This window comes from Pseudomonas svalbardensis (assembly GCF_030053115.1).
GTDB classification, from domain to species: domain Bacteria; phylum Pseudomonadota; class Gammaproteobacteria; order Pseudomonadales; family Pseudomonadaceae; genus Aquipseudomonas; species Aquipseudomonas svalbardensis.
On sequence record NZ_CP125619.1, the window covers coordinates 2,035,315 to 2,058,099 of the forward strand.

Sequence of the window (22,785 nt, forward strand, 5' to 3'; positions counted from 1 at the left end):
TGACGACGGTGGCGCTCACGGTGACCGTGGCGTTGCAGGCCGAGCGCTGCGAGCAGGCCGATCACACCGATCGCGACATTTGCGAAGCTCAGACTGAATACCCCCGAGACAATCAGCAGAAACGCCACGATGAACAGTGGCACGGCAATCAGGTGCAGCACCAGATTGGTCGGGTGCTGGTGATTGTTCGGGGGCGCTCGCCATTGCCAGGCGGGCAGGTTGGGGTGACGTTTGCCCATGATGGTAATCCTTGTTCGTTGAGGCTCTTGAACAAAGAATAGGCCGGGCCAAACCAGTCGGCGAATCAAGGCTGGCTATCGAAGCGATAGGTGTCATGTTTGGAATTGATGTTGAACGGGCTGACGCCTTCGCGAGCAGGCTCGCTCCCACAGTGGATCTCGTTTGTACCAAAAATTAATGGTCACTGAGGATCACATGTGGGAGCGAGCCTGCTCGCGAAGGGGTCCTTACAGTTTGAGCTGACCGATAGCCTTGCTCAATTCCCCCGCCAACGCTGCCAGTTCATGGCTGGTGGTCGCCGAATCCACCGTCTGCTGCACGGTGGTCTCGGTGACGTCGCGAATACTCACCACCGCCCGATTCATCTCTTCCGCCACGTGGCTCTGCTGCTCGGCCGCCACGGCGATCTGTGTGTTGCTTTCCCGCATCTGCGCCACTGCGCTGGTGATTTCCGCCAAGGATGCGCCGGCCTCCTGAGCTTGCTGCACGCAATCGTCGGCCTTGAACGAGCTTTCCTGCATGAAATCCACCGCGTCCCGAGTACCGGCCTGCAACGCGGAAACCATGATTGTGATCTCGTCAGTGGAGGTCTGGACACGTTTGGCCAGGTTGCGCACTTCATCGGCGACCACCGCAAACCCGCGCCCCATTTCACCGGCACGGGCCGCTTCAATCGCTGCGTTCAGCGCCAGCAGATTGGTCTGCTCGGCGATGCTGTGAATCACACTGACTACGCCGTTGATCTTCTGACTGTCCTCGGCCAGACGCTGAATCATCTCGGCAGTCTGCTGCACCCCGCTGGACAAACCGGCAATCGACTTCTGCACCCGACTGACCACTTCCTGCCCGCTGCCGGCCAGGGTGTCGGCGGTTTGCGAGAGGTCGCGGGTGGCGCCGGCGTGCTGGGCTATGTGATAGACCGTGGCAGTCATTTCGTTGATCGCCGTGGCGGCCTGATCGGTTTCGCTTTGCTGGCCGAGCATGCCGTGACGCACCTCGTTCATGCTCGACGCCAGCCGTGCCGCGCCGACATCCAGTTGCCGGGCGGTGCTGGCAACGGTGTTGACCACTCGCTGGTAACCGGCCTGCATGGCGTTGAAGGCATTGGCCATCTGCCCGACTTCATCCGTGCAGGCCAGCGGCACACGGGCTGACAGGTCACCGGTTTTCTCGACGTGAAGCATCACGTCCTTCAGCGTATTGAGCTGGCTGAGCAGGAAGCGGATCAACAATTGCGAAGCGCCGAGCATCGCCAGCATCAGGATCGCCACCGCCACCGCATAGTTGGGAAAACGCTCGCCAAAGACCTGGGTCAGGCTCGGGCCATGGGCAATCACTGCGACCTGGTTGCCATCCGTGCGCGTAAACACTTCGGCGCCCATCAACGGGTTGTCGCCGAACAGCGGCATGGCATTGATTCCGACCCAGCCGTTGGTATCGGCCAGTTCCAGAACCGGCTGCCCGTTCAGCAACGGTGCCTGCCCGCGACTGAAAGTCAGCACGTTTTCGGCTTTGGGGAGCGGTTGCCCGGCAGGCCAGGCGTTGAGCAGTCGCGCCTGGGCTTGTGCCGATGCCTGATAAGCATGGCTGCGGGCCTGTTGTTCGAGCTGTACGGCATACAACACCAGCAACAAGGTCGTGACGAAGGCGACGGCATTGACCGCCCAGAATTTGTATTTCAGCGAGATATTGCTAAGCCAGGCACCCATGGAGGTCTTCTCTGATAGCGGAAACAGTTTCGGCAAGGTGCCAGTATTGTGCCGCTACTCAGGGCGCCGGATCTTGATGTGTGTCAACATTCCCGGCCATGCTCGCGCACAGGAATTGCGGGGCGTAATGCGCTATCCTTCGCGCCTTCAAAATTCCCTCGCTACAGGATTCCGCCCCATGAAAGCCGCACTCGTCGAACTCATCAGCAAAATAAGCTCCGGGTGCATGAGCGATGACGAAATCCTGAAAGTCGCTGACGAAGCGGCCCAGGCCTACGCCGATCCCGAGGCTTTTCTGACGGCCAATCCGGATATCAACTACGACGACACGTTTCCGATTCCGCTGGGCGAGTGGGTCGTCGTCGGCAGTCTTCCGGAAACCGTGCTGTTCCAGGCCGACACCTACATGGACCTGTTCGCCCAGATCGTTTCCTCGTTCGGGCCCGGCGTTGATTTCAATATCAAACCCAAGCAACTGGCCAAGACTGAAGCCCTCACCGCACTCAATCGCATTCAGGTGCAGATGGGCAGCATGAACAAGGAAAACGGCGGTTACACGCTGATGAACTTCAGTCAGTTGCTTGACGACGAACTGCAAGTGGTGCTGGTCTACGGCAACGACGTGCCGCGCGTACTCGAGTTGTGCGCCAAAGTCGGCATCGCTGCCGCACCCTCGCTGGAAGCCCTCAAAATTGCCATCCACGTTTAAAAAGCGGAACCCTCGCAAGGCCCGGCTATCCTAAGAGTGCAAACCACTCTTAGGGAGCAACACCATGGGTTCCACGTTCAACGGTCTGATTGGCCTGATTATTCTTGCCTTGGATATCTGGGCAATCATCAACGTGCTCAAAAGTGGTGCCGACACAGGGATGAAAATCATCTGGGTGCTGCTGATCCTGCTGCTGCCGGTGCTGGGTCTGATCATCTGGGCCATCGCCGGGCCACGAGGCAATGTAAGGATCTGACAGTCCGCTGGACGGTTCGACCTGTCATGTTCCGCAACGTAGAATTTGAGCCTTTCCCGGGGCAATCGAGCTGATCGATTGGCCATCATGGGCGGGTAACCGTCCGTTGCCACCCGCATTCATCGGAGCACTTCCCATGAGCAACACCCCGCCCAGCGAGTATCTGGAAACTCTCTACGAAGGTTACGGCCAGCGTTTTCGCATGGAAAAACTGCTGCACGAAGTGCGCACCGAACACCAACACCTGGTGATTTTCGAGAACCCGCGCATGGGCCGCGTCATGGCGCTGGACGGCGTGATCCAGACCACCGAAGCCGACGAATTCATCTACCACGAGATGTTGACCCACGTGCCGATCCTGGCGCATGGCACCGCCAAGCGCGTACTGATCATCGGTGGCGGCGACGGCGGCATGCTGCGTGAAGTGGCCAAGCACCGCAGCATCGAGCACATCACCATGGTCGAGATTGACGGCGCCGTGGTCGACATGTGCAAGGAATTCCTGCCGAACCACTCCAAGGGTGCGTTCGCTGATCCACGCCTGAACCTGGTGATCGACGACGGCATGCGTTTCGTCGCCACCACCACCGAAAAATTCGACGTGATCATTTCCGATTCCACCGACCCGATCGGCCCGGGCGAAGTGCTGTTCTCGGAAAACTTCTACCAGGCCTGCCGTCGCTGCCTGAACGAAGGCGGCATCCTGGTGACCCAGAACGGTACGCCGTTCATGCAAATCGAAGAAGTCAAAACCACCGCCGGGCGCCTGCGCAGCCTGTTCCCGGACTGGCACTTCTATCAGGCGGCCGTGCCGACTTACATCGGCGGTGCCATGACCTTCGCCTGGGGCGCGACCAATACCGCTTATCGCAAATTGTCCCGCGAAACCCTGCAGCAGCGCTTCGCCGGTAGCGGCATCATCACCCGCTACTACAACCCGGAAATCCACATCGGCGCGTTCGCCTTGCCGCAATACGTCCTGCAGGCTGTGAACAAACCTAGCAACGACTGATATCGAGCAAGCCAGAAAGGGCCCTCTCAGGTTGTGTGAAAACACACCGCAGTCGGCCCTTTTTTCATGCTTCACTTATAGAAGGTCCGGTTGAACGATTGGCCGGGGAAGAATGTCGAGATACATGTAAGCCCATCCATGGGTTTTATCGAGGAGGCACCTGATGCAAAAGTGGAAAGTCACTTTCGTTGATGATCACGGTGAACAAGCTGACGAGGTGTTCGAGAGCGATGAATGCCCGAACAACGAACAAGCCGCGAAGCTCATTCGCGCCCGGTGTCTGCCTGTGGCTGCCGAACTGGACCTCAACGATCTGGAAGGGCGCACCGATGATCCGACTGTCAAAAGTCTGAAGTCCCAGTACAGCATTGAAATCCTCAGCATCACGCCAATCTGAACATCTCCTGTCACATTCCTAACCAGGCCTTGGCAGCGGCTCTATCTTGAGGCTACTCTGCAATCGAGATCAGCGAACGGATCGCTAAGGTCTGGTCTTGTCAGCTACATGCTTGCTTCCCACCGGCAACGTTGTTGCCGCATCACTCGCCCCATTCGGTTGCGAGTGCCGGGAATACGGAAAGTCTATCCATCAGTCTGAGGGGGACGTTTCATGAGCACAGCCTATCAAGAAGACATCAGCACCAGCGTCTTGCGCCGTATGAAAGAAGGCGGCTTCGACTTTTCACGATTCCATCCCATCGAGTTCTACGCCATTTTCCCGGACGAGGAGCGGGCGCGCAGGGCGGCAGGGCATTACTGCGGTGAATCCTTGAATGCACAAATCAGCGTGCGCGACGACGGCGCGTGGTACCTGGAACTGAGCAAAGTGATGTACGCCACTTATGACGGCATCGGCGATTTTGAGCAGGATTTCGAGGCGGTGGTCGAGCCTTTGGGCGGCATCATCGAAGGATGGGGCGTCAAGCAGGAGGTACGAGGGCGACTCGCATAACTTATGAACAGTGACAACACTCAGCAACGGCTGACCTCAGGGTTGGCCGTTTTCGTTTGTCGGGTTTGGAAATCGTGTTTTTGATTCATAACGTTTCAAAAACGCAAAAAAAAGCCGCCTAAACAAGCGGCTAAAGGGAAATTCGTCAAGATTTTCAGCGAATGCGCGGATTATCCGCATCGACTCCCGGGCAGTGAAATCAACTCTGGCTATGCTGGTGATAGGCGACAACATTGCTTCGCAATGAAGCGGGGGCGATCAGGTGGGGGCATTTACCGCACAGGATTGGTGCGGTTCGTGCAATGCGATTATCCAACTGATTGATATCAAAGCGTTTATGCCGATGGCACGGGCTTTGCGAAGCCCAGATGTCCGGGTGACAAGGAGTACGGCATGATCCGCACCTATTTTGATGAGATGTACGATGCCGGCGGCCAGGTCCGCCCGCATTATCGGGAGTTTGCCCGTTGGCTGTCCGAAACGCCTGACGAGCTTTTGGCACCACGGCGACGCGAGGCCGATCTGTTATTTCATCGCGCCGGGATTACGTTCACGCTCTATGGTGATGAGCAAGGGACAGAGCGCCTGATTCCCTTCGACACCATCCCCCGCAGCATCCCCGCCAGTGAATGGCGAGTCGTCGAGCGCGGCTGCATTCAGCGGGTCAAGGCGTTGAAAATGTTCCTCACCGACCTCTATCACGAGCAGCGCATTATCAAGGCCGGCATCATTCCGGCCGAGCAAGTGCTGGCCAACGAGCAATACCAGTTGGCGATGCAAGGGCTGGATTTGCACCGCGATATCTATTCCCACATCTCCGGGGTCGATCTGGTGCGCGATGGCGACGGCACGTACTACGTGCTTGAAGACAACCTTCGTACACCGAGCGGCGTCAGCTACATGCTGGAAGACCGCAAGATGATGATGCGGTTGTTCCCCGAGTTGTTCGCGGCCCAGCGCATTGCCCCTATCGACCACTATCCGAACCTGTTGCTCGACACCTTGAAAAGCTCCAGCCCGATCGATAACCCGAGCGTGGTGGTGCTGACGCCGGGTCGTTTCAACAGCGCGTTCTTTGAACATGCGTTTCTGGCGCGGGAAATGGGCGTTGAGCTGGTGGAAGGCGCGGACCTGTTCGTGCGGGATGACAAGGTGTTCATGCGCACCACGGACGGACCGAAAGCCGTCGACGTGATCTACCGTCGCCTCGACGATGCGTTCCTCGATCCGCTGGCGTTCAACCCGGACTCGATGCTCGGCGTTCCAGGGCTGCTGTCGTCGTATCGCTCCGGCAACGTGGTGCTGGCAAATGCCATCGGCACCGGGGTCGCGGACGATAAGTCGGTGTATCCATTCGTCACGGACATGATCCGTTTCTATCTGGATGAAGAGCCGATTCTGAAGAATGTGCCGACGTGGCAGTGTCGTAATCCCTCTGAACTGTCCCATGTACTGGCCAATCTTCCAGAACTGGTGGTCAAGGAAACCCAGGGCTCCGGCGGTTACGGAATGCTGGTAGGGCCGGCGGCGACGGCGGCGGAAATCGAGTCTTTCCGCGCGCGGATCAAAGCAAAGCCCCATGCGTACATCGCGCAACCGACGTTGTCCCTGTCGACCTGTCCGACCTTTGTCGAAAACGGCATCGCTCCACGCCACATCGACCTGCGTCCGTTTGTATTGTCTGGCCGCGAAACCCGGGTTGTGCCCGGCGGTTTGACCCGTGTCGCCCTGCGCGAAGGCTCCCTGGTGGTGAATTCATCCCAGGGCGGTGGAACCAAGGACACCTGGGTGGTCGAGGATTGAAGGAAGCCTGCCATGTTAAGTAGAACTGCCTCGGATTTGTATTGGATGTCGCGTTACCTGGAGCGGGCGGAAAACCTCGCACGGATGCTCGACATCAGTTATTCGCTGTCGCTGATGCCGCAGGATGGCCGTGGTGACGGCCTGCATGAACTCGCCATGCCGCTGTTGATCACCGGCACCCTGGACGATTACCTGGAGCGCCACGGTGAATTGCACGCTGAACGGCTGCTGCATTTCTTCGCCCTGGACGCGGCCAATCCGGCGAGCATCTACAGCTGCCTCGGCGCCGCGCGGGCCAGTGCCCATGCGGTGCGTGGGCGAATCACCGCCGATATGTGGGAAAACATCAATGCCACCTGGCTGGAAATTCGCGGGATAGCTGATCAAGGCTTGAGTCGCTACGGCATGAGCCGATTCTGCGAGTGGATCAAGGAACGTTCCCACCTGTTCCGCGGCGCGTCCTACGGCACGATCATGCGTAACGATGCGTTCCGCTTTATTCGTCTGGGGACGTTTATCGAAAGGGCCGACAACACGTTGCGCCTGCTCGACGCCCGCTACGAAATGGCTGGCGATCAGGCAGAGGCGGTCAGCGATGGCACCGCTCACGCGTATTACCAGTGGAGTGCTTTACTGCGGGCGTTGTCCTCGTTCGAGGCCTATACCGAAATCTACCGCGATGCGCCCGGCGCCCGGCATGTGGCTGAGTTGCTGTTGCTGCGCGCTGACGTGCCGCGTTCATTGCGCGCCTGCACTGAAGAAATCGACCAGATCCTTGCCCAGCTGCCGGGGGCCAACGGCCGTCCCGCGCAACGCCTGGCAGCGGAAATGGATGCACGCCTGCGCTACACCGGCATCACCGAAATTCTCGACGAAGGCCTGCACGCCTGGCTGACCGAGTTCATCCCGCTGGTGCGCCAGTTGGGTAACGCCATACACAGTTCCTACCTGGAGGCTGCATGAGACTTTCCATTAGCCACGAGACCACCTATCACTACGAAGATCAGGTGCGGGCGAGCATCCAGTACCTGCGACTGACACCCCACGACAGCGAGCGCCAGCATGTGCTCAGCTGGCAGCTCGACTTGCCACGCCCGGTGCGTGCGCAACTCGATCCGTTCGGCAATATCTTGCACGTGCTGACCATGGACGAGCCTCATGAGGCGATCATCATCGGCGCTCGTGGGCAGGTGGACATTGACGAATTGCGTGAGGCGGAGCATGAAAGCCAGTCGGCGCTGCCGTTCCTGCGTTTCACGCGCCTGACCGAAGCCGACGAAGCCCTGCGTGCGTTCGCCGAGAAAGAATGCAAGCAGCGCCGGGATCGCACGGCGCTGATCGACTTGATGCATGGCCTGAACCAGCACATGACCTACACGCCGGGCTCCACCGAAGTGGACACCAGCGCCGCCCAGGCCTTCGCCGGGCGTTCGGGCGTCTGCCAGGACCACACCCACGCCTTTCTCGCCTGCGCTCGCAGCCTGGGCATCCCTTCGCGTTATGTGTCGGGCTATTTGTACAGCGAGAACAGCGAACACCTGGCCAGTCACGCCTGGGCGGAAGCCTGGCTCGATGACGCCTGGTACAGCTTCGACGTGACCAATGAATTGGCGCGGCCTGAGCGTCATTTGAAACTGGCGGTGGGCCTGGACTACCTGGATGCCTGCCCGGTGCGAGGCATGCGGCGTGGCGGTGGTTGCGAGCAGATGCATGCGAAGGTGTTTGTGTCACCGACACCGATGCCGATTATCTCAGTCCAACAGCAATAATCCGGAACACCACGAATCCCCTGTGGGAGATTCTATGTTGCAGGGCAACCCCGCAACCTCAGGCCGGGTGGTATTCGCTCTGATTTTTCATCAGGGCAAATGCCACCCGGCAGAGTTTCCGGGCAAGGGCCACCAAGGCCTGGGTTTTCGAGAAGCCTCTTGCCAAATACGACTCGTAAAACGGTTTCCATTTAGCTGAGCGACAGGCTGCCATTGCGGCGTTGTAAGCCAACCGGCGGACTTCCGGATCCCCTTTTTTTGTCAGGTGCCGGGGGCCGTTCTTCTTCCCGGAGTCATCGACCGTAAGGTCCATCCCTAGAAACGCGATGAACGCATCACTATTGGCAAAATCACCGCGCATAAAGGTCGTCGCCAACCCGGTTGCAGTCAGTTCGCCAACCCCTTCGATGGCTTTGCAGCGGTCGATATTCTCTTCAATACCCGCCTCTTTGCTGACCTTGCGCAGCAGTTTCTGAATGGCCTGATCCGCTTGCTTGAAGGCCTTTTGCTGGGCGCTCTGTACTTTCTTCAACAAGGGTTCATTGGCCCAGCTCAGCATCAGACCGGCATGGTTCTGGATCAGCGTTGCACGTCTGTGGAGCAGGCTTTTCAGCGAGGTGTAGGCCTTGGGTGGTGGGCTCCAGATCCGCAGTCCGTCTTGTTCGTTCGTCAAATAACGCGCCAGCAGACGGGCATCGCAGGGATCGTTCTTGGCTCGTTGGCCGATGCCGCGGCGATAGTTGCTCACCCGATAAGCATCCACGACATAGACCTGGTGCCCCATCGCATGGGCCAGCTCGACGGTGTCCAGGTGGTAGATGTTGGTGGCTTCAACGGCGATAGCGCTTTGGGCGGGCAATGTTTTAAGCCAGCGTTTGAGGGCTGTTCGATCGTTCTTGATGGTGTCAGTGGTTAGCCGGTCGGAGCGATAGACAACTATTTCGGTCTTGGCGATATCGACGCCAACCACCGTCTGCGAAGTAAGGATTGTCATGACGAATCCTCGGAGCTAGGGTTTAAGAGCTTGTCGGGGTCTACCGTTGCGCTGGCTTGCCTCTATCGTCGGTTTTACCGATGAATTCCTTATCGGCGCTTTGGGTAGAAGGGGCGGGATGAGAAGTCTCCCACGGTCTGTACTGGTCAGAATCGAGCTTTTAGTCCCGCCCACCCCTTCAAGTCTAAACATACAAGCGAGCTTGCTCCCACAGGGGGATGGTGTCAGGGTTTAACTTTTCGCCCAGCCATGTGCTTCAAATACCCCACCAACCCCTCCAGATCCCCGTCCGGCAACACCGTCGCCGAGAATCCGGGCATCTTCGCCTGTGGCCATTGGCGCAAGCTCTGCGGATCACGAATGTAGCGCTTGAGGAAATCCGCGCCGAAGTACTCGGTCGGGTTAAACGGAATATTCAGGTCCGGCCCAAACTGCGCATCCCCGGCGCCGTTCAATCGATGGCACGCCAGGCAATTCTTCTGAAACAGCGCAAAGCCCTTGTTCACCGGATCGTCAGCCTTCAACGCCGGATCGGGCAGCAGGGCAGGGAAGCGCTCGACCACCGGTGCCAAGCGCTTGATGCTCGCCACTTGAAAGGGCCATTGCTCGGGGCTGATGTCGCCCGCCTGCGGATCGGTCCAGACCAGATAGAATGGCCCGGCGCCGGATTTGCCTTCCGACAGCGGTGGCCACGGCTTGGCGGGTTCTTCAATCGCCAACCATGCGCGCGCACCCTGTGTATTGAGCAACGGCGCGGCTGACAGTTCTGCGGCGAAACCATCCAGGGCTACAGCCTGTAAGTGGTCTTCAGGTTTGATGCCCGTCAACAACGCAGCCAACGGAACAGCGCGATAGCTCATGTCCCGTTTGTAGGAAACGTCGTTGCTGATAGTGAGGGTCTGAACCTGAGGATGCTTAAGCAACTCCTCGGTTTGCCAGGTGCGACTGCTCGCGCCCAGCTCAAGGTTCAGTTGTGCGGCAGACAGAGCCGTGCTGAGCAGCAAGGCCCCGAAAAGAATGAGCGTTTTCAAGTGATCGCCGTCCATGTCGTGGAAGTGCCGTAAAGGTTGGCACACCCACGCTGGCCCGGGTAGCGAGCCAGTCACATTTTTAGAGGGCGATATAAAACCTGGCGCCGTATTTTTTATTGACCGACTAGCCGATCACCTTGGTCAGGTTCGGCAAAATCAACAACAGCGTAGTGGCGAAAAGAATGAGCCCGGCTTGACGTACTTTCGATTGTTTGAACATGGCTTGACCGCCTTTATTGTTATTTCCTGATGCCTGCCTGCATTTCTCCATGACGGCAGAGCGTTGCACTTCCTGTTTGACGAGCGCCTCGGCAAAACCCGACGACAACTTCGTACAAGTTCACCTTAGAGCCCGCGTCACGCTTGGTTTAGATCCATTTCGTATGGGCCTCACATAAATTGCTCTTAAAAAGGCATGAGGCCTAATGCCAGCTTCTTGGGCGCCCGTTTGCTAGACAGCTTGGTGTCCTGAATCGGTTAATCCGGTGGTTGCCTACCGTCCGTCTGAGCGTGACCGTCAACGTCTGTGAGCACTGCGGTCATTGAATCCAGGGCCGCTCGGCCTAAGAGTGGGGACTGCATTTACTCCCCGCTCAGGTTCGAGGACGTCATGACCCAAGCTTTGATTTTCGACGCGTTACGCACGCCCCGCGGCAAAGGCAAGGCCAATGGCGCCTTGCACAGCGTCAAACCGGTGAACCTGGTAGCCGGGCTGCTAACGGCGCTGCAACAGCGCACGTCCCTCGACACCAGTCAGGTCGACGATGTGGTACTGGGCTGCGTGACGCCCATCGGCGACCAGGGTTCCGACATCGCCAAAACCGCGACTCAGGTGGCGGATTGGGACGTCAGCGTGGCGGGTTTGCAGATCAACCGCTTTTGCGCCTCGGGGCTGGAGGCGGTGAACCTTGGGGCGATGAAGGTGCGTTCCGGCTTCGAAGACCTGGTGGTGGTCGGCGGCGTCGAGTCCATGTCCCGCGTGCCGATGGGCAGCGATGGCGGCGCCTGGGCGCTGGACCCGGAGACCAATTTTCACAACCATTTTGCCCCTCAAGGCGTGGGCGCTGACCTGATCGCCACGATCGAAGGCTTTAGCCGTCAGGACGTCGATGCCTATGCGCTGCACTCCCAGCAAAAGGCTGCGCGGGCAAGGGCCGACGGTTCGTTCAACAAATCGCTGGTGCCGGTGCAGGACCAGAACGGCATCATCCTGCTCGATCACGATGAATTCATCCGCGCCGAATCGACCATGGAGGGCTTGGGCAAGCTCAAGCCGAGCTTCGAGATGGTCGGGCAAATGGGCTTCGATGCCACCGCGCTTCGGGTCTTCAGCCATGTTGAGCGGATCAACCACGTGCACACGGCGGGTAACAGTTCCGGGATCGTCGATGGCGCGGCGCTGATGCTGATCGGCTCCGAAGCCAAGGGCCGGGCGCTGGGTTTGCAACCGCGGGCGCGAATCGTCGCCACCGCCGTCACCAGCACCGACCCGACCATCATGCTCACCGGTCCCGCGCCGGCCACCCGCAAGGCTCTGGCCAAGGCCGGTCTACGGGTTGAAGACATCGACTTGTTCGAGGTTAACGAAGCCTTCGCCTCGGTGGTGCTGAAATTCATCAAGGACATGGCGATCGACCCGGACAAGGTCAACGTCAACGGCGGCTCCATCGCCATGGGCCACCCGCTGGGTGCCACTGGCTGCGCGATCCTCGGCACGCTGCTCGACGAATTGGAAACCCGGCGCCTGCGTTATGGCCTCGCGACGCTGTGTGTCGGCGGCGGCATGGGCATTGCCACCATCATCGAACGCCTCTGAGCCCCGACCGACTTCAAGGAAATCCTTTCATGACCGAAGCCATCCGTTACGAAAAAGGTCAGGACCAGATCGTCGTCCTGACCATCGACATGCCGGGCCAGAGCGCCAACACCATGAACGCGGTCTACCGCGAAGCCATGGCCGCCTGTGTTGCCAGACTCGTTGCCGACAAAGACACCATCGCTGGCGTGATCATCACCTCGGCCAAGAAAACTTTTTTCGCCGGCGGCGACCTCAACGAACTGATCAAGGTCGGCAAGCCTGAAGCCAAAGCCTTCTATGACATGGTGCTGACGCTCAAAGGGCAGCTGCGAACCCTGGAAACCCTCGGCAAACCGGTGGTCGCCGCGATCAACGGCGCCGCGTTGGGCGGCGGTTGGGAAATCTGCCTGGCGTGTCATCACCGGATTGCGCTGGACGATTCTTCGGTGCAACTCGGCTTGCCGGAAGTGACCCTCGGCTTGTTGCCGGGGGGCGGCGGAGTGGTGCGCATGGTGCGGATGCTCGGTATTGAAAAAGCCTTGCCCTATCTGCTCGAAGGCAAGAAAGTCCGGCCGCAGCAGGCGTTGCGGGCAGGTTTGATTGATGAGTTGGCGGCGGATCGTGATGAACTGCTGGCTAAGGCTCGCGCCTGGATTATTGCCCATCCTTCAGCTGTGCAGCGCTGGGACGTGAAGGGTTACCAGATTCCCGGTGGTACGCCGTCGAACCCGAAAGTCGCGCAGATGCTGGCCATCGCGCCGTCGATCCTGCGCAGCAAAACCCAGGGCTGCCTGCCGGCGCCAGAGAAAATCCTCTGCGCCGCGGTGGAAGGCGCTCAGGTGGATTTCGACACCGCGCACTTGATCGAAACCCGTTACTTCACCGAATTGACCACCGGCCAGGTGTCGAAAAACCTGATTGGCACGTTCTGGTTCCAGCTCAACGAAATCAATGCCGGCAGCTCGCGGCCTCGGGGGTTTTCGCCCTACGTGACTCGTCGCGTGGGCGTGCTGGGCGCAGGCATGATGGGCGCCGGAATCGCCTTTGTCAGCGCGTCGGCCGGCATCGACGTGGTGCTCAAGGACATCAACCTTGCGGCTGCACAGAAGGGCAAGGCTCATTCGGCGGCGCTGCTGGACAAGAAGGTTGCGCGTGGCCAATTGAGTGCCGATCAGCGCGATGCAACGCTGGCGCGAATTCACCCCACTGAAAGCGATGCCGACCTGGCCGGTTGTGATCTGATCATTGAAGCGGTGTTTGAAGATCGCGATTTGAAAGCCAAGGTCTCTTCGGCGGCGCAAAAAGTCGTTGGCCCGGATGCGGTGATTGCTTCCAACACGTCGACCTTGCCAATCAGCGGCCTCGCGACCGCCGTGCCGGATCAGAGCAAGTTCCTCGGCCTGCATTTCTTCAGCCCCGTGGAGAAAATGCCCTTGGTGGAAATCATCAAAGGCGCCCACACCAGCAACGAAACCCTCGCTCGCGGGTTCGATTTCGTCCTGCAAATCAAGAAAACGCCGATTGTGGTCAACGACAGTCGCGGTTTCTTCACCTCGCGGGTGTTCGGCACGTTCACCAACGAAGGCATCGCCATGCTGGGCGAAGGCGTGAGCGCGCCGATGATCGAGACCGAAGCGCGCAAGGCGGGCATGCCGATCGGACCTCTGGCGATCTCCGACGAAGTTTCCCTCAGCCTGATGAGCCATATCCGCCAGCAAACCGCCAAAGACCTGCAAGCAGAAGGGAAACCGCTGATTGAGCACCCGGCGTTCGCCGTGATTGACTTGCTACTCAACGAATACAAACGTCCGGGCAAGGCTGCGGGTGGTGGTTTCTACGATTATCCTGCCCGTGGGCAGAAGCATCTGTGGCCAGAGCTGCAACGCCGTTTTGAGAAGGCTGACGGGCAGATTTCGCCGAAGGACGTGCGTGATCGACTGCTGTTCGTGCAAGCCATCGAAACCGTGCGCTGTGTGGAGGAGGGGGTGTTGACCTCGACGGCGGATGCCAACGTCGGCTCGATCTTCGGCATCGGCTTCGCCGCCTGGACCGGCGGCGCGCTGCAGTTCATCAATCAGTACGGCGTGAAAGATTTCGTCGCCCGCGCCCAGTACCTGGCGGAGCAGTATGGCGAGCGATTCGCACCCCCTGCGCTATTGCTGGAAAAAGCTGCCAAAGAGGAGGCGTTCTAGGGGACGGGTAACGCATTCCGGGGCTTGCCTTGCCACTGTGTTTCAAGGCAGGCTCAGGGGTGTGCATTATTCCCATCACGTGTCAGGTATTTTTTATGTCGTTACGCATCTGCATTCTGGAAACCGACATCCTGCGTCCGGAACTGGTCGATCAATATCAGGGTTACGGGCAGATGTTCCAGCGTCTGTTTTCGCAGCAACCCATCGCTGCCGAGTTCACCGTGTACAACGTGATGCAGGGCGAGTATCCCGGCGATGAGCTGACGTTCGATGCCTACCTGGTCACCGGCAGCAAGGCCGATTCCTTCGGCACCGACCCGTGGATTGAAACCCTCAGGACTTATCTGCTGACCCGCTACGAGCGCGGTGACAAACTGCTGGGCGTGTGCTTCGGTCATCAACTGTTAGCGCTGCTGCTGGGTGGCAAGAGCGAACGTGCGACCCAAGGCTGGGGCGTCGGCACCCACAACTACAAACTCGCCGCCAAGGCACCATGGATGAGCCCGGTGAGGGAAGAGCTGACCTTGTTGATCAGCCATCAGGACCAGGTCACCGCGCTCCCGGAAAACGCCACGGTCATTGCTTCCAGCGATTTCTGCCCGTTCGCCGCGTACCACATCAACGATCAGGTGCTGTGCTTCCAGGGGCATCCGGAATTCATTCACGATTACTCGCGCGCGCTGTTGGACATTCGTCAGGAAGCGCTGGGCGAACAGATTTATTCGAAAGGTATGGCGAGCCTTGAGCGCGACCATCACGGCACTACCGTTGCGGAGTGGATGATGCGGTTTGTGGCGCACAAGCCTGAAGCTGGATCGGTTCAATGAGCTGACAACGAACCTGTGACGAGGGGGCTTGTCCCCTCGCTACAATAGCTTGTTAAAGCCAACCTGATTTTTTGAAGCTCGCCCACAAACCCACACAACCCACCGTAATAAACCCCACCACCCCGAAATACCCGTATTGCCACGTCAACTCCGGCATGTTCTCGAAGTTCATCCCGTAGATCCCGGCCACCGCCGTCGGGAACGCCAGAATCGCCGCCCACGCCGCAAACTTGCGCTGCACCACGCTTTGGCGTGATGCCTCCAGCAACACCCCGACCTCGATGGTCTGGCTCGCAATGTCTGCCAGGGTCGTCAGGTCTTCCATCTGTCGCGTGACATGAATCTGGACATCGCGAAAGTACGGCCGCATATTCTTGTCTATGAATGGAAAGCTCAGCTTCTGCAATTCCTCACCGATTTCTACCATCGGTGCCGCATACCGACGCAAGCGCAATACATCGCGGCGCAGGCTGTGGAGCTTCTGGATGTCATGTTCATTTAGATGCCCACACATTACGTTGCTCTCCAGCTCATCGATCTCGGCATGGATCGCTTCACCCACGGGCTGGTAGTTTTCAATCACGAAATCGAGGATGGCATAGAGTACGAAATCTTCCCCGTGCTCCAGCAACAACGGACGCGCCTCACAACGCTGTCGGACATAGGCGTAGGACGCTGAATGACCATTGCGTGCGGTAATGATGTAGCCGTTGCCGGCAAAGATGTGAGTCTCGATGAACTGCAGTTTGCCTTCATTCCGGATCGGCGAATACGTGACGATGAACAGTGCGTCGCCGAAGGTTTCCAGTTTCGGTCGACTGTGTTTTTCCAGGGCGTCTTCGATGGCCAGTTCGTGCAGGTTGAACTGGCGTTGTAGATTGAACAGCTCCTGAGCGTTCGGCTCTTCGAGGCCGATCCAGACAAAGTGGTCGGGCTTTGCCGCCCAGGCGGCGCCTTCGTCGAGGGTGATATTGGTGACTTTCTTACCAGCGCTGTAAACCGCAGCAGCAACAACTCTACCCATGATAGTAATTCACTTCTTATTGGCAGCTTTCTATAAGCAAAGATGGCAGTGGCAGGCAGTGTCCAGCTTAGCCTTGTCTGCTGCTTGAGAGTCAATGAAATCTACTGAGTTCGCAGGCAATAGCTCGCAGACGAAAGAAAACCCGCACAAGGCGGGTCTCTTTTACGCGGCTTGAAGTTGCCGATCCATTGAAGCGATGCACTCGCGCATCTGCTCGCGGCACTGGGCAATCAGCAGCGGCATGTCATCCAGGCTCAATCCAGCCGTAGGAATCGCCGGTAACGAGCGGATCAGAATCTTCCCACTGCGCCAACGGTTCAATCGCATGTGTTTAACGTAACTGCTGACACACACCGGAACAATCGGCACCCCGGCGGCAATGGCCATTTGAAAGGCGCCTTTCTTGAACGGCAGCAACTCTTCGCCCAGGTTGCGCGTGCCTTCCGGGAAGACCCAGATCGAAGTGTCTTCATTCTGTAGCGTGTGAGTAGTGGTGAGCATCGACTGGCGCGCTTTCTGCGCATTGCCGCGATCGATCAGCACATTGCCTGCCAGCCAGAACAACTGACCAAACAGCGGCACCCACTTCAGACTCTTCTTGCCGATACACACGGTGCGGCGGGGCACCACGTTGCCGAACACGAACAGATCGTAGTTGGACTGGTGGTTGGCGATGATCACGCAGCTGTCGGGTTTATCCATCAGCGGTCCGACGTCGGCCTTCACCCGCAGACGCAAAATGCACATCGCCGGCCATGCATAAAGACGCGCGCACAAACGGCTGTTGTCCGGATTGAACGGTCGGCACAGGCCGAGAATCACTCCGAGCACACCAGCCAGAATAAAGTGCAGGCCCATCAGTAACATACGAAACACAAACAGCATTTACAGGCCCCACCGGGACAAAAGGTGGCGCAGTGTACGGATGTGCACTGTTTTCGGCAATTGTCGCTATAGAGGTGGGAGATAGGCGATGTTTGAGCGCATGTTTCCGACTTGTGGGTCAGACGCGATCTAGAGCGGTTTTAGGCTTTTCAACGGAGTGCGTAAGAAAAAGCCCGACACGACGGTCGGGCTTTTCGGTGCGGCACGTTTGGCTTTAAACCAAAATCTCCTGATCCTGGATGATCGCGTTGTCCAGCGTCTCCAGCAGCGCCTTGCGCACTTTGAGCTTGGTGTTCTTGTGAGCGGTCATGTTGATCTTCTTCAACTGACGAGCCGCCGCCAGTGCCGCGCCTTGCAGCTCTTCAGCCGACACCACCACGTCGAGGAAACCGGCATCCACGGCGCTTTGCGGATTAAACATCTCGCCATTGATGACAGAGCGGTGGAACGCCGACTTGCGCAGACGATCACGGGCCAACTCAATACCGGCGTGGTGCATGGTCATGCCGATCTGCACTTCGTTCAGACCAATGCTGAACGGGCCGTCGACACCAATGCGGTAATCCACCGACAACAGCAGGAACGCGCCCTTGGCCACCGCATGCCCAGGGCATGCCACGATCACCGGGAACGGGTGCGCCAACAGACGACGGGCCAGCGTCGAACCGGCAGTCACCAGCGCCACGGCTTCTTTAGGACCGGAGGTCATCACCTTCAAGTCATAACCGCCCGACAGAATCCCGGGTGTACCGGTAATGATCACCACCGCACGATCAGTCACCGCCTGATCCAGCGCGGCGTTAAACGCAGCAATCACGTCTGGAGAGATGGCATTGACCTTGCCATTGCTCAAGGTCAGGGTCGCGATACCGTCTTCGAGATGGTAGGAAATCAACTCACTCATGACGCTATTCCTTTCAATAAAGTAGGGCAGACGTTACCCACCGCCGCAGGCCAGGTAAAGCGCCGTGACTGACCACCCAGTCACCCATTCCCCGCCCGGCAAGCGTCGCCCGCCGCACCAGCCGCGCATTCCCCTCTATATAGAGGAGGGCGCGAAGCCGGAGATTGGCGGGTTTGCCATGGATTGGAACCTGCTCGAACGACTAAAACGCTAAGCGCATGAAAATTCTGCAAAAAAAGTTTGCCATCGGAAAAGCTTTCGACTACATTAGCGCGCCTCGACAGACAGAACATGTTTGACGAGATACGGTGAAGTGTCCGAGTGGCTTAAGGAGCACGCCTGGAAAGTGTGTATACAAGAAATTGTATCGAGAGTTCGAATCTCTCCTTCACCGCCAAATTCGATGTAACCAAAACCCCTGATTTCGAGAGAAGTCAGGGGTTTTGTTGTTTCTGGCGTCTGGATTTTGTGGATGGCAATGTTATTGACCCAAGACCATCGGCGAAGGCGCTTCCGAAATTCATGTAGGACGGGGGATAGGCATGTGGGAAGTAATGATGGAAAGCCAGGTAGTTGGGCGCTTTCATAGTTTCAGCGCCTGACACGAGCCGTTTCGTGAGGGGTATTCGCTTTGCGCCTTTAGGGGACAAAATGAATCAACGGCAAGGCACATGACGCGGCCTGTTATCTGGAAGGACGAACGCACGTTATGCAGGAAGTTCACCATGGAACAGGCCGAACTGGAAAAGGTTCACGTGGAGATCGTCAAGCTGATGGCTGAGCAGCGCAAGCTGAACGCCGAGGCGGGGAAGATGACCCGTGAAGCTTTTTGGTATCCGGTGGCTGTAGCGACTGGGTTGATTGGCACGGTGGCCACTGTCACAACTGTGTTGGTCAAGCTGCTCTAGTACCTTGGCAGTAGCAGATGAACAAGGCGCTCCGCATCACGGCTGTGCAACGGGCGTGAGCTCTGTTAGACGACTTTGCAAGCACGGTCTTCGAGGGTGTCCCAGATTTTGTGTAAACGGGATTTCTGTTAAACCGACAACAGCCGCTTCCCGCCGCATTGCTATTTCCCTCTCCGCCGTGTTGATGAGTACCGTCTCCTTATTCGCCACTGCATCCACGACTAAGACTTTCCCCGATGCTGAAGCCAGCGACCCCGCAAAACTAGGCTGGATGGTCGGCTCGCCACCAAATGCAGATCGTACCGTGCGCTTCGAAGACGGCAGCTATTTCCAGTTCCCGGCGATGCGTTGGAGTGTCTCGAACTTCCGTCAACTGATGCCTACGATCAACATTTTACGGGGGCTCGGTGCACCGGTTTCATTGGTATCTGCGCTGCGCAAAGACATCGATACGATCAGCTTCGTCCCGCTTGGCGCGAAGGCTCCGATGACCTGGGATCAATCCCTCGCGGCCACCTACACCGACGGGATTGTGGTGATGCATCGCACGGTTTGGCGAGATGTTTCGTAATGACGGCCAGTTCAACGGTCAGCAAATCGTGCCCCAAGCGGTGGTCGACGACCATACGTCGCGGCGGTGACAAGCAGGCATTCGCCCTGGCGGGGTACTATTTGTTGAAGGGGTGGAGCTACTGTTCAATGTGGTGGGTGACCAACAAAGAAGGTGGAGCCTTCATGGCGCGCGGGGTCCATGGGCAACGCATCTATGTCGACCCGAAAGCCGAGATGGTGATTGTTCGCTACGCCTCCCATCCGGTCGCCAGTAACTCGGCTAACAATCCGGTTACCTTGCCGGCGTTTGATGCGTTGGCTCAACATCTGTCCAGGTTGCCTTGAGTAATTATCCCCGGACCCTGAAGAAGGAAATTTAATGATCACCACCACAACCCACACCATCGAAGGCCGACAAATCACCGCCTATCTGGACATTGTCAGCGCCGAGTCGGTGCAGGGTGTCAACGTTATCCGCGATATGTTCGCCGGGATGCGGGATTTTTTCGGTGGGCGCTCTCAGACATTGGAGCGGGCGTTGAAGGAAGCACGGATTCAGGCAACCGACGAGTTGAAGGAACGGGCGCGGGCACTTCAAGCTGATGCGGTGGTGGGGCTTGATTATGAGATCAGCATGCCGGCCGGGAAGGGCGGGATGGTGGTGGTGTTCGTGACCGGAACGGCGGTCAAGTTGAGGTGAATGTGTCACGAGGCCGTTCGTCGGGGATGCAATAATCTGAACTACAAGTCCAGTAATGACTGGCTAGTCTCAGAAGCGTTGAAGGTCGATATTTTTCAGGCAAATAGGGCTTGCCGGTGTCGACCCTTTTTTGAGAGGGGAAAGGTATGGCTGATTCGTATATCGAAGACGACGGATCTGAGTTTCCGATCAACAATTGCATGCAGTGTGGTCAAGCGGAGTATGTATCGGGCTTTGGAGAAGACCGGGACCAGGTCGCCAAAGTGAAATACAAGGTGCCCCGAACCGAAAAGGCGAATTTCTTGCCCAAGAGGATGCCGCCTTCCAGGAAGTAGCCGTCAACCGGACAGCCCCCGCCATTGAGCGGGGTTTTCATTTTCACAAGTTCGGCTGTTGAGATTTGGACTACAGATACACAACCCGCAGTTGGTGTTTTTTTTCACAAACTTTTCACACCTACCTACGTAGGCTCAACTCATCCGTTAGAAAGCAGTACCTGGCCCGTTCCCCCAGCGGGCTTTTTTTTGCCTGTCATAAAACCTTTTCTAAAAACGCTGTCCATCCGTCGCCTATTGCGACGTTGCACCCGTGCGTGTCTGGACTTTGTCTCCTCTAAAGCATTCAATCTCGCCCCTTTCGGTTACCCCTTTTTTTGAGGTTCTTGTCATGCGTTTAACACTGCCTGCTTTGGTTCTGGGGCTTTTGGTTGCTCAAGGTGCGATGGCCGCGGGTGATGGCACTGCCGCCATCGGTGGTGGTTTGGGTGGCGCGCTGGGTAATGTGGTCGGCCAGAGCATGGGCGGCAGCACCGGTGCAGCGATTGGTGCTGGTGTAGCGGGCGCGGCCGGCAGTGCCGTCGCAGCACGTAAAGGCAGCCGCACTAAGGCAGCCATTGGTGGTGGTGTCGGCGCGGCCGGCGGTTCGGTGATCGGCAATAGCTTGGGCGGCAAGACCGGTTCCACCATTGGCGCAGGCTTGGGCGGCGCATTGGGCGGCGGCGTGGGCAGCAACCTGGCCAAAGGTCACAAGCGTCACTGATCCTGATTGATCAGCTCAAAAAGCCCGGCTTGATGCCGCAATGCTGTTCACTTAAGGATTGTTGACTAATCCTCAGGCAGCCGGAAAATCCGGAATCTGATAAGGATTCCGGATTTTTTATGTCTGTTGCTCAGGATTTAAGCGCGGTTTTGGATTTTGCTAAGCAACCGCTCTCTCGCCTTGAGGTGTTCACCGATCATATTCCTCATGATTGGATCACCGCAGCGGCCGCTCTGGCGGATAAAGCCACGATCCGACGTCGGCGCTTGCCTTCGGACATAGTCCTTTGGCTGGTAGTCGGGATGGCACTTTTCAGAGGTGAGCCAATAGTCGAGGTCGCTCGCCGACTGAATATTTGTGCCGACGGTCTTGCTAATGAGGTGCTGTTAGCCAAAAGCGGGTTGTCGCAGGCGCGCCAGCGTCTGGGGAATCAGCCTGTCGCTTGGTTATTTCAACAGTGCGCCAATGTCTGGGGATACGAGCGCTACCCGCAAGATGACTGGCACGGTCTTCAAGTCTTTGCCGTCGACGGTGCCTTGTTTCGAACCCCGGAAACGTCGTCATTGCGGGACCATTTTGGCTCCGGCAATACCTCCTCCGATCGTCAAACCCCTTATCCGGTGCTGCGCCTTGTTGCGTTGATGAACGCCCGTTCTCATATCATCGCCAACGCGGCCATCAGCCCTTACCGCAAAGGGGAGATCCCGCTGGCCAAGGACTTCATCGAGAGCATACCCAACCACTCAGTGACCCTGCTGGACAAAGGGTTTTTCAGTGCGGACCTATTGTTGAGTATCCAAAGTACTGAAAAAAACCGGCATTGGATGATCCCGGAGCGTAAGGGTACTGTTCGCACGGAAATTGAACACTACGGCGATGGTGATTACCTAGTCCAGATGAAGGTCTCGCAGCAAGCGCGTAAAAAGAACCCACTGTTGCCTGAGTACTGGCAAGTACGGGCGGTCACCTACGAGGTCGCCGGGAAAGAAAAAACCGTCTTCACCTCCCTGCCAGCCTCGCACTTTAGCGCTGAGCAGGTCGCCACCCTTTATCACGAGCGATGGGAAATCGAACTGGGTTTCAGGGATATCAAAAGCTCAATGCAAGACAATGCCTTGACCCTTCGCAGCAAGACTGTAGACCTGGTGTATCAAGAATTATGGGGGCTGTTACTGGCTTATAACGTAGTGCGTCGAGAAGCCAGTCAGGCGGCTGTAGCTCATAAGCGGGCTCCCAGCGAGGTGAGTTTCAAGTTTGCCTGTCAGCACATCGCCAGCCATCTGGTGGTCATGGCCGGAGCGGTCTCGCCCTCACACACGCCAAGACGCCTGGACGAGCTTCGCGGCAGCATTGGTGTGCTCTTCATAGCAAAACGCCCCAGGCCTGCGAGGCCTAGGGCGGTGAAGATGTCAAAAACCCGGTATCCGGTTAACCGCAAGGCTGCTCCGCTTAAGTGAACAGCATTGGGCTTGATGCCGGGCT

The 22,785-nt window shown here is 57.8% G+C and carries 21 protein-coding genes, 1 tRNA gene and 2 pseudogenes; 17 read left to right on the forward strand and 7 right to left on the reverse strand.

What is annotated here, in order from left to right:
* Window positions 1-20: 20 nt before the first annotated feature.
* Both QFX16_RS09305 and QFX16_RS09310 read right to left on the reverse strand, forming a co-directional pair.
* Window positions 21-239 (reverse strand): annotated as a pseudogene (locus QFX16_RS09305) (terminase); the annotation flags it as partial.
* 228 nt (window positions 240-467) lie between these two features.
* Window positions 468-1,949, reverse strand: coding sequence for a methyl-accepting chemotaxis protein (locus QFX16_RS09310; protein WP_283183692.1), 1,482 nt, complete (start codon window positions 1,947-1,949; stop codon window positions 468-470).
* A 178-nt stretch (window positions 1,950-2,127) separates the two neighbouring features.
* On the opposite strand from QFX16_RS09310, the gene QFX16_RS09315 reads away from it, so the two are divergent.
* From QFX16_RS09315 to QFX16_RS09350, 8 genes are all read left to right on the forward strand, one after another.
* On the forward strand, window positions 2,128-2,658 hold the full coding sequence (locus QFX16_RS09315; protein WP_283183693.1) for a hypothetical protein: 531 nt from the start codon (window positions 2,128-2,130) through the stop codon (window positions 2,656-2,658).
* Window positions 2,659-2,722: 64 nt separating this feature from the next.
* On the forward strand, window positions 2,723-2,914 hold the full coding sequence (locus QFX16_RS09320) for a PLDc N-terminal domain-containing protein (RefSeq protein WP_008148797.1): 192 nt from the start codon (window positions 2,723-2,725) through the stop codon (window positions 2,912-2,914).
* Between the two features lie 136 nt (window positions 2,915-3,050).
* Complete coding sequence (gene speE / locus QFX16_RS09325; RefSeq protein WP_283183694.1) at window positions 3,051-3,926, forward strand: polyamine aminopropyltransferase; 876 nt, start codon at window positions 3,051-3,053, stop codon at window positions 3,924-3,926.
* A gap of 163 nt (window positions 3,927-4,089) precedes the next feature.
* Entirely contained in the window at window positions 4,090-4,323 is a 234-nt protein-coding gene (locus QFX16_RS09330) for a hypothetical protein (RefSeq protein ID WP_283183695.1), read from the forward strand.
* Window positions 4,324-4,536: 213 nt separating this feature from the next.
* A complete protein-coding gene (locus QFX16_RS09335) occupies window positions 4,537-4,878 on the forward strand; it encodes a ribonuclease E inhibitor RraB (RefSeq protein ID WP_008148805.1) in 342 nt (113 codons plus the stop codon).
* A 393-nt stretch (window positions 4,879-5,271) separates the two neighbouring features.
* Complete coding sequence (locus QFX16_RS09340; protein ID WP_283183696.1) at window positions 5,272-6,681, forward strand: circularly permuted type 2 ATP-grasp protein; 1,410 nt, start codon at window positions 5,272-5,274, stop codon at window positions 6,679-6,681.
* Between the two features lie 12 nt (window positions 6,682-6,693).
* Complete coding sequence (locus QFX16_RS09345) at window positions 6,694-7,644, forward strand: alpha-E domain-containing protein (RefSeq protein ID WP_008148807.1); 951 nt, start codon at window positions 6,694-6,696, stop codon at window positions 7,642-7,644.
* A complete protein-coding gene (locus tag QFX16_RS09350) occupies window positions 7,641-8,450 on the forward strand; it encodes a transglutaminase family protein (RefSeq protein WP_283183697.1) in 810 nt (269 codons plus the stop codon). The genes QFX16_RS09345 and QFX16_RS09350 overlap by 4 nt, the downstream gene beginning before the upstream one ends.
* A gap of 58 nt (window positions 8,451-8,508) precedes the next feature.
* On the opposite strand, the gene QFX16_RS09355 is transcribed toward QFX16_RS09350, so the two are convergent.
* A complete protein-coding gene (locus QFX16_RS09355; protein ID WP_283180612.1) occupies window positions 8,509-9,444 on the reverse strand; it encodes an IS110 family RNA-guided transposase in 936 nt (311 codons plus the stop codon).
* Window positions 9,445-9,668: 224 nt separating this feature from the next.
* The gene (locus tag QFX16_RS09360) at window positions 9,669-10,490 is read right to left on the reverse strand and encodes a c-type cytochrome (RefSeq protein ID WP_283183698.1); all 822 of its coding nucleotides are present in this window, start codon (window positions 10,488-10,490) and stop codon (window positions 9,669-9,671) included.
* Window positions 10,491-11,085: 595 nt separating this feature from the next.
* On the opposite strand from QFX16_RS09360, the gene QFX16_RS09365 reads away from it, so the two are divergent.
* From QFX16_RS09365 to QFX16_RS09375, 3 genes are all read left to right on the forward strand, one after another.
* Window positions 11,086-12,291 (forward strand): acetyl-CoA C-acetyltransferase, encoded by a 1,206-nt coding sequence (locus tag QFX16_RS09365; protein WP_283183699.1) that lies wholly within the window; start codon window positions 11,086-11,088, stop codon window positions 12,289-12,291.
* Between the two features lie 29 nt (window positions 12,292-12,320).
* Complete coding sequence (locus QFX16_RS09370) at window positions 12,321-14,465, forward strand: 3-hydroxyacyl-CoA dehydrogenase NAD-binding domain-containing protein (RefSeq protein ID WP_283183700.1); 2,145 nt, start codon at window positions 12,321-12,323, stop codon at window positions 14,463-14,465.
* A gap of 95 nt (window positions 14,466-14,560) precedes the next feature.
* Window positions 14,561-15,292 carry an amidotransferase gene (locus tag QFX16_RS09375; RefSeq protein WP_283183701.1) on the forward strand — a complete coding sequence of 244 codons (732 nt, stop codon included), beginning with the start codon at window positions 14,561-14,563 and terminating at the stop codon, window positions 15,290-15,292.
* A gap of 52 nt (window positions 15,293-15,344) precedes the next feature.
* On the opposite strand, the gene QFX16_RS09380 is transcribed toward QFX16_RS09375, so the two are convergent.
* The 3 genes from QFX16_RS09380 to QFX16_RS09390 form a co-directional block, all read right to left on the reverse strand.
* Complete coding sequence (locus QFX16_RS09380) at window positions 15,345-16,316, reverse strand: magnesium and cobalt transport protein CorA (RefSeq protein WP_283183702.1); 972 nt, start codon at window positions 16,314-16,316, stop codon at window positions 15,345-15,347.
* A 162-nt stretch (window positions 16,317-16,478) separates the two neighbouring features.
* Window positions 16,479-17,201: a 1-acylglycerol-3-phosphate O-acyltransferase gene (locus QFX16_RS09385; protein WP_056744165.1), complete on the reverse strand. Its 723-nt coding sequence runs from the start codon at window positions 17,199-17,201 to the stop codon at window positions 16,479-16,481.
* Between the two features lie 214 nt (window positions 17,202-17,415).
* On the reverse strand, window positions 17,416-18,105 hold the full coding sequence (locus QFX16_RS09390; protein WP_283183703.1) for a crotonase/enoyl-CoA hydratase family protein: 690 nt from the start codon (window positions 18,103-18,105) through the stop codon (window positions 17,416-17,418).
* Window positions 18,106-18,412: 307 nt separating this feature from the next.
* Between QFX16_RS09390 and QFX16_RS09395 the strand changes: the two genes are divergently transcribed.
* The 6 genes and pseudogenes from QFX16_RS09395 (at window position 18,413) to QFX16_RS09425 (ending at window position 22,760) form a co-directional block, all read left to right on the forward strand.
* Window positions 18,413-18,502 (forward strand) — tRNA-Ser (locus QFX16_RS09395).
* Window positions 18,503-18,830: 328 nt separating this feature from the next.
* Complete coding sequence (locus QFX16_RS09400) at window positions 18,831-19,013, forward strand: hypothetical protein (RefSeq protein WP_283183704.1); 183 nt, start codon at window positions 18,831-18,833, stop codon at window positions 19,011-19,013.
* A gap of 184 nt (window positions 19,014-19,197) precedes the next feature.
* Window positions 19,198-19,910 (forward strand): annotated as a pseudogene (locus QFX16_RS09405) (hypothetical protein).
* Between the two features lie 34 nt (window positions 19,911-19,944).
* Window positions 19,945-20,265: a YbjQ family protein gene (locus tag QFX16_RS09410; protein WP_095130296.1), complete on the forward strand. Its 321-nt coding sequence runs from the start codon at window positions 19,945-19,947 to the stop codon at window positions 20,263-20,265.
* Between the two features lie 666 nt (window positions 20,266-20,931).
* Window positions 20,932-21,303, forward strand: coding sequence for a hypothetical protein (locus QFX16_RS09420; RefSeq protein WP_059404653.1), 372 nt, complete (start codon window positions 20,932-20,934; stop codon window positions 21,301-21,303).
* Window positions 21,304-21,422: 119 nt separating this feature from the next.
* Window positions 21,423-22,760 (forward strand): IS4 family transposase, encoded by a 1,338-nt coding sequence (locus QFX16_RS09425; RefSeq protein WP_283180397.1) that lies wholly within the window; start codon window positions 21,423-21,425, stop codon window positions 22,758-22,760.
* Window positions 22,761-22,785 lie beyond the last annotated feature (25 nt).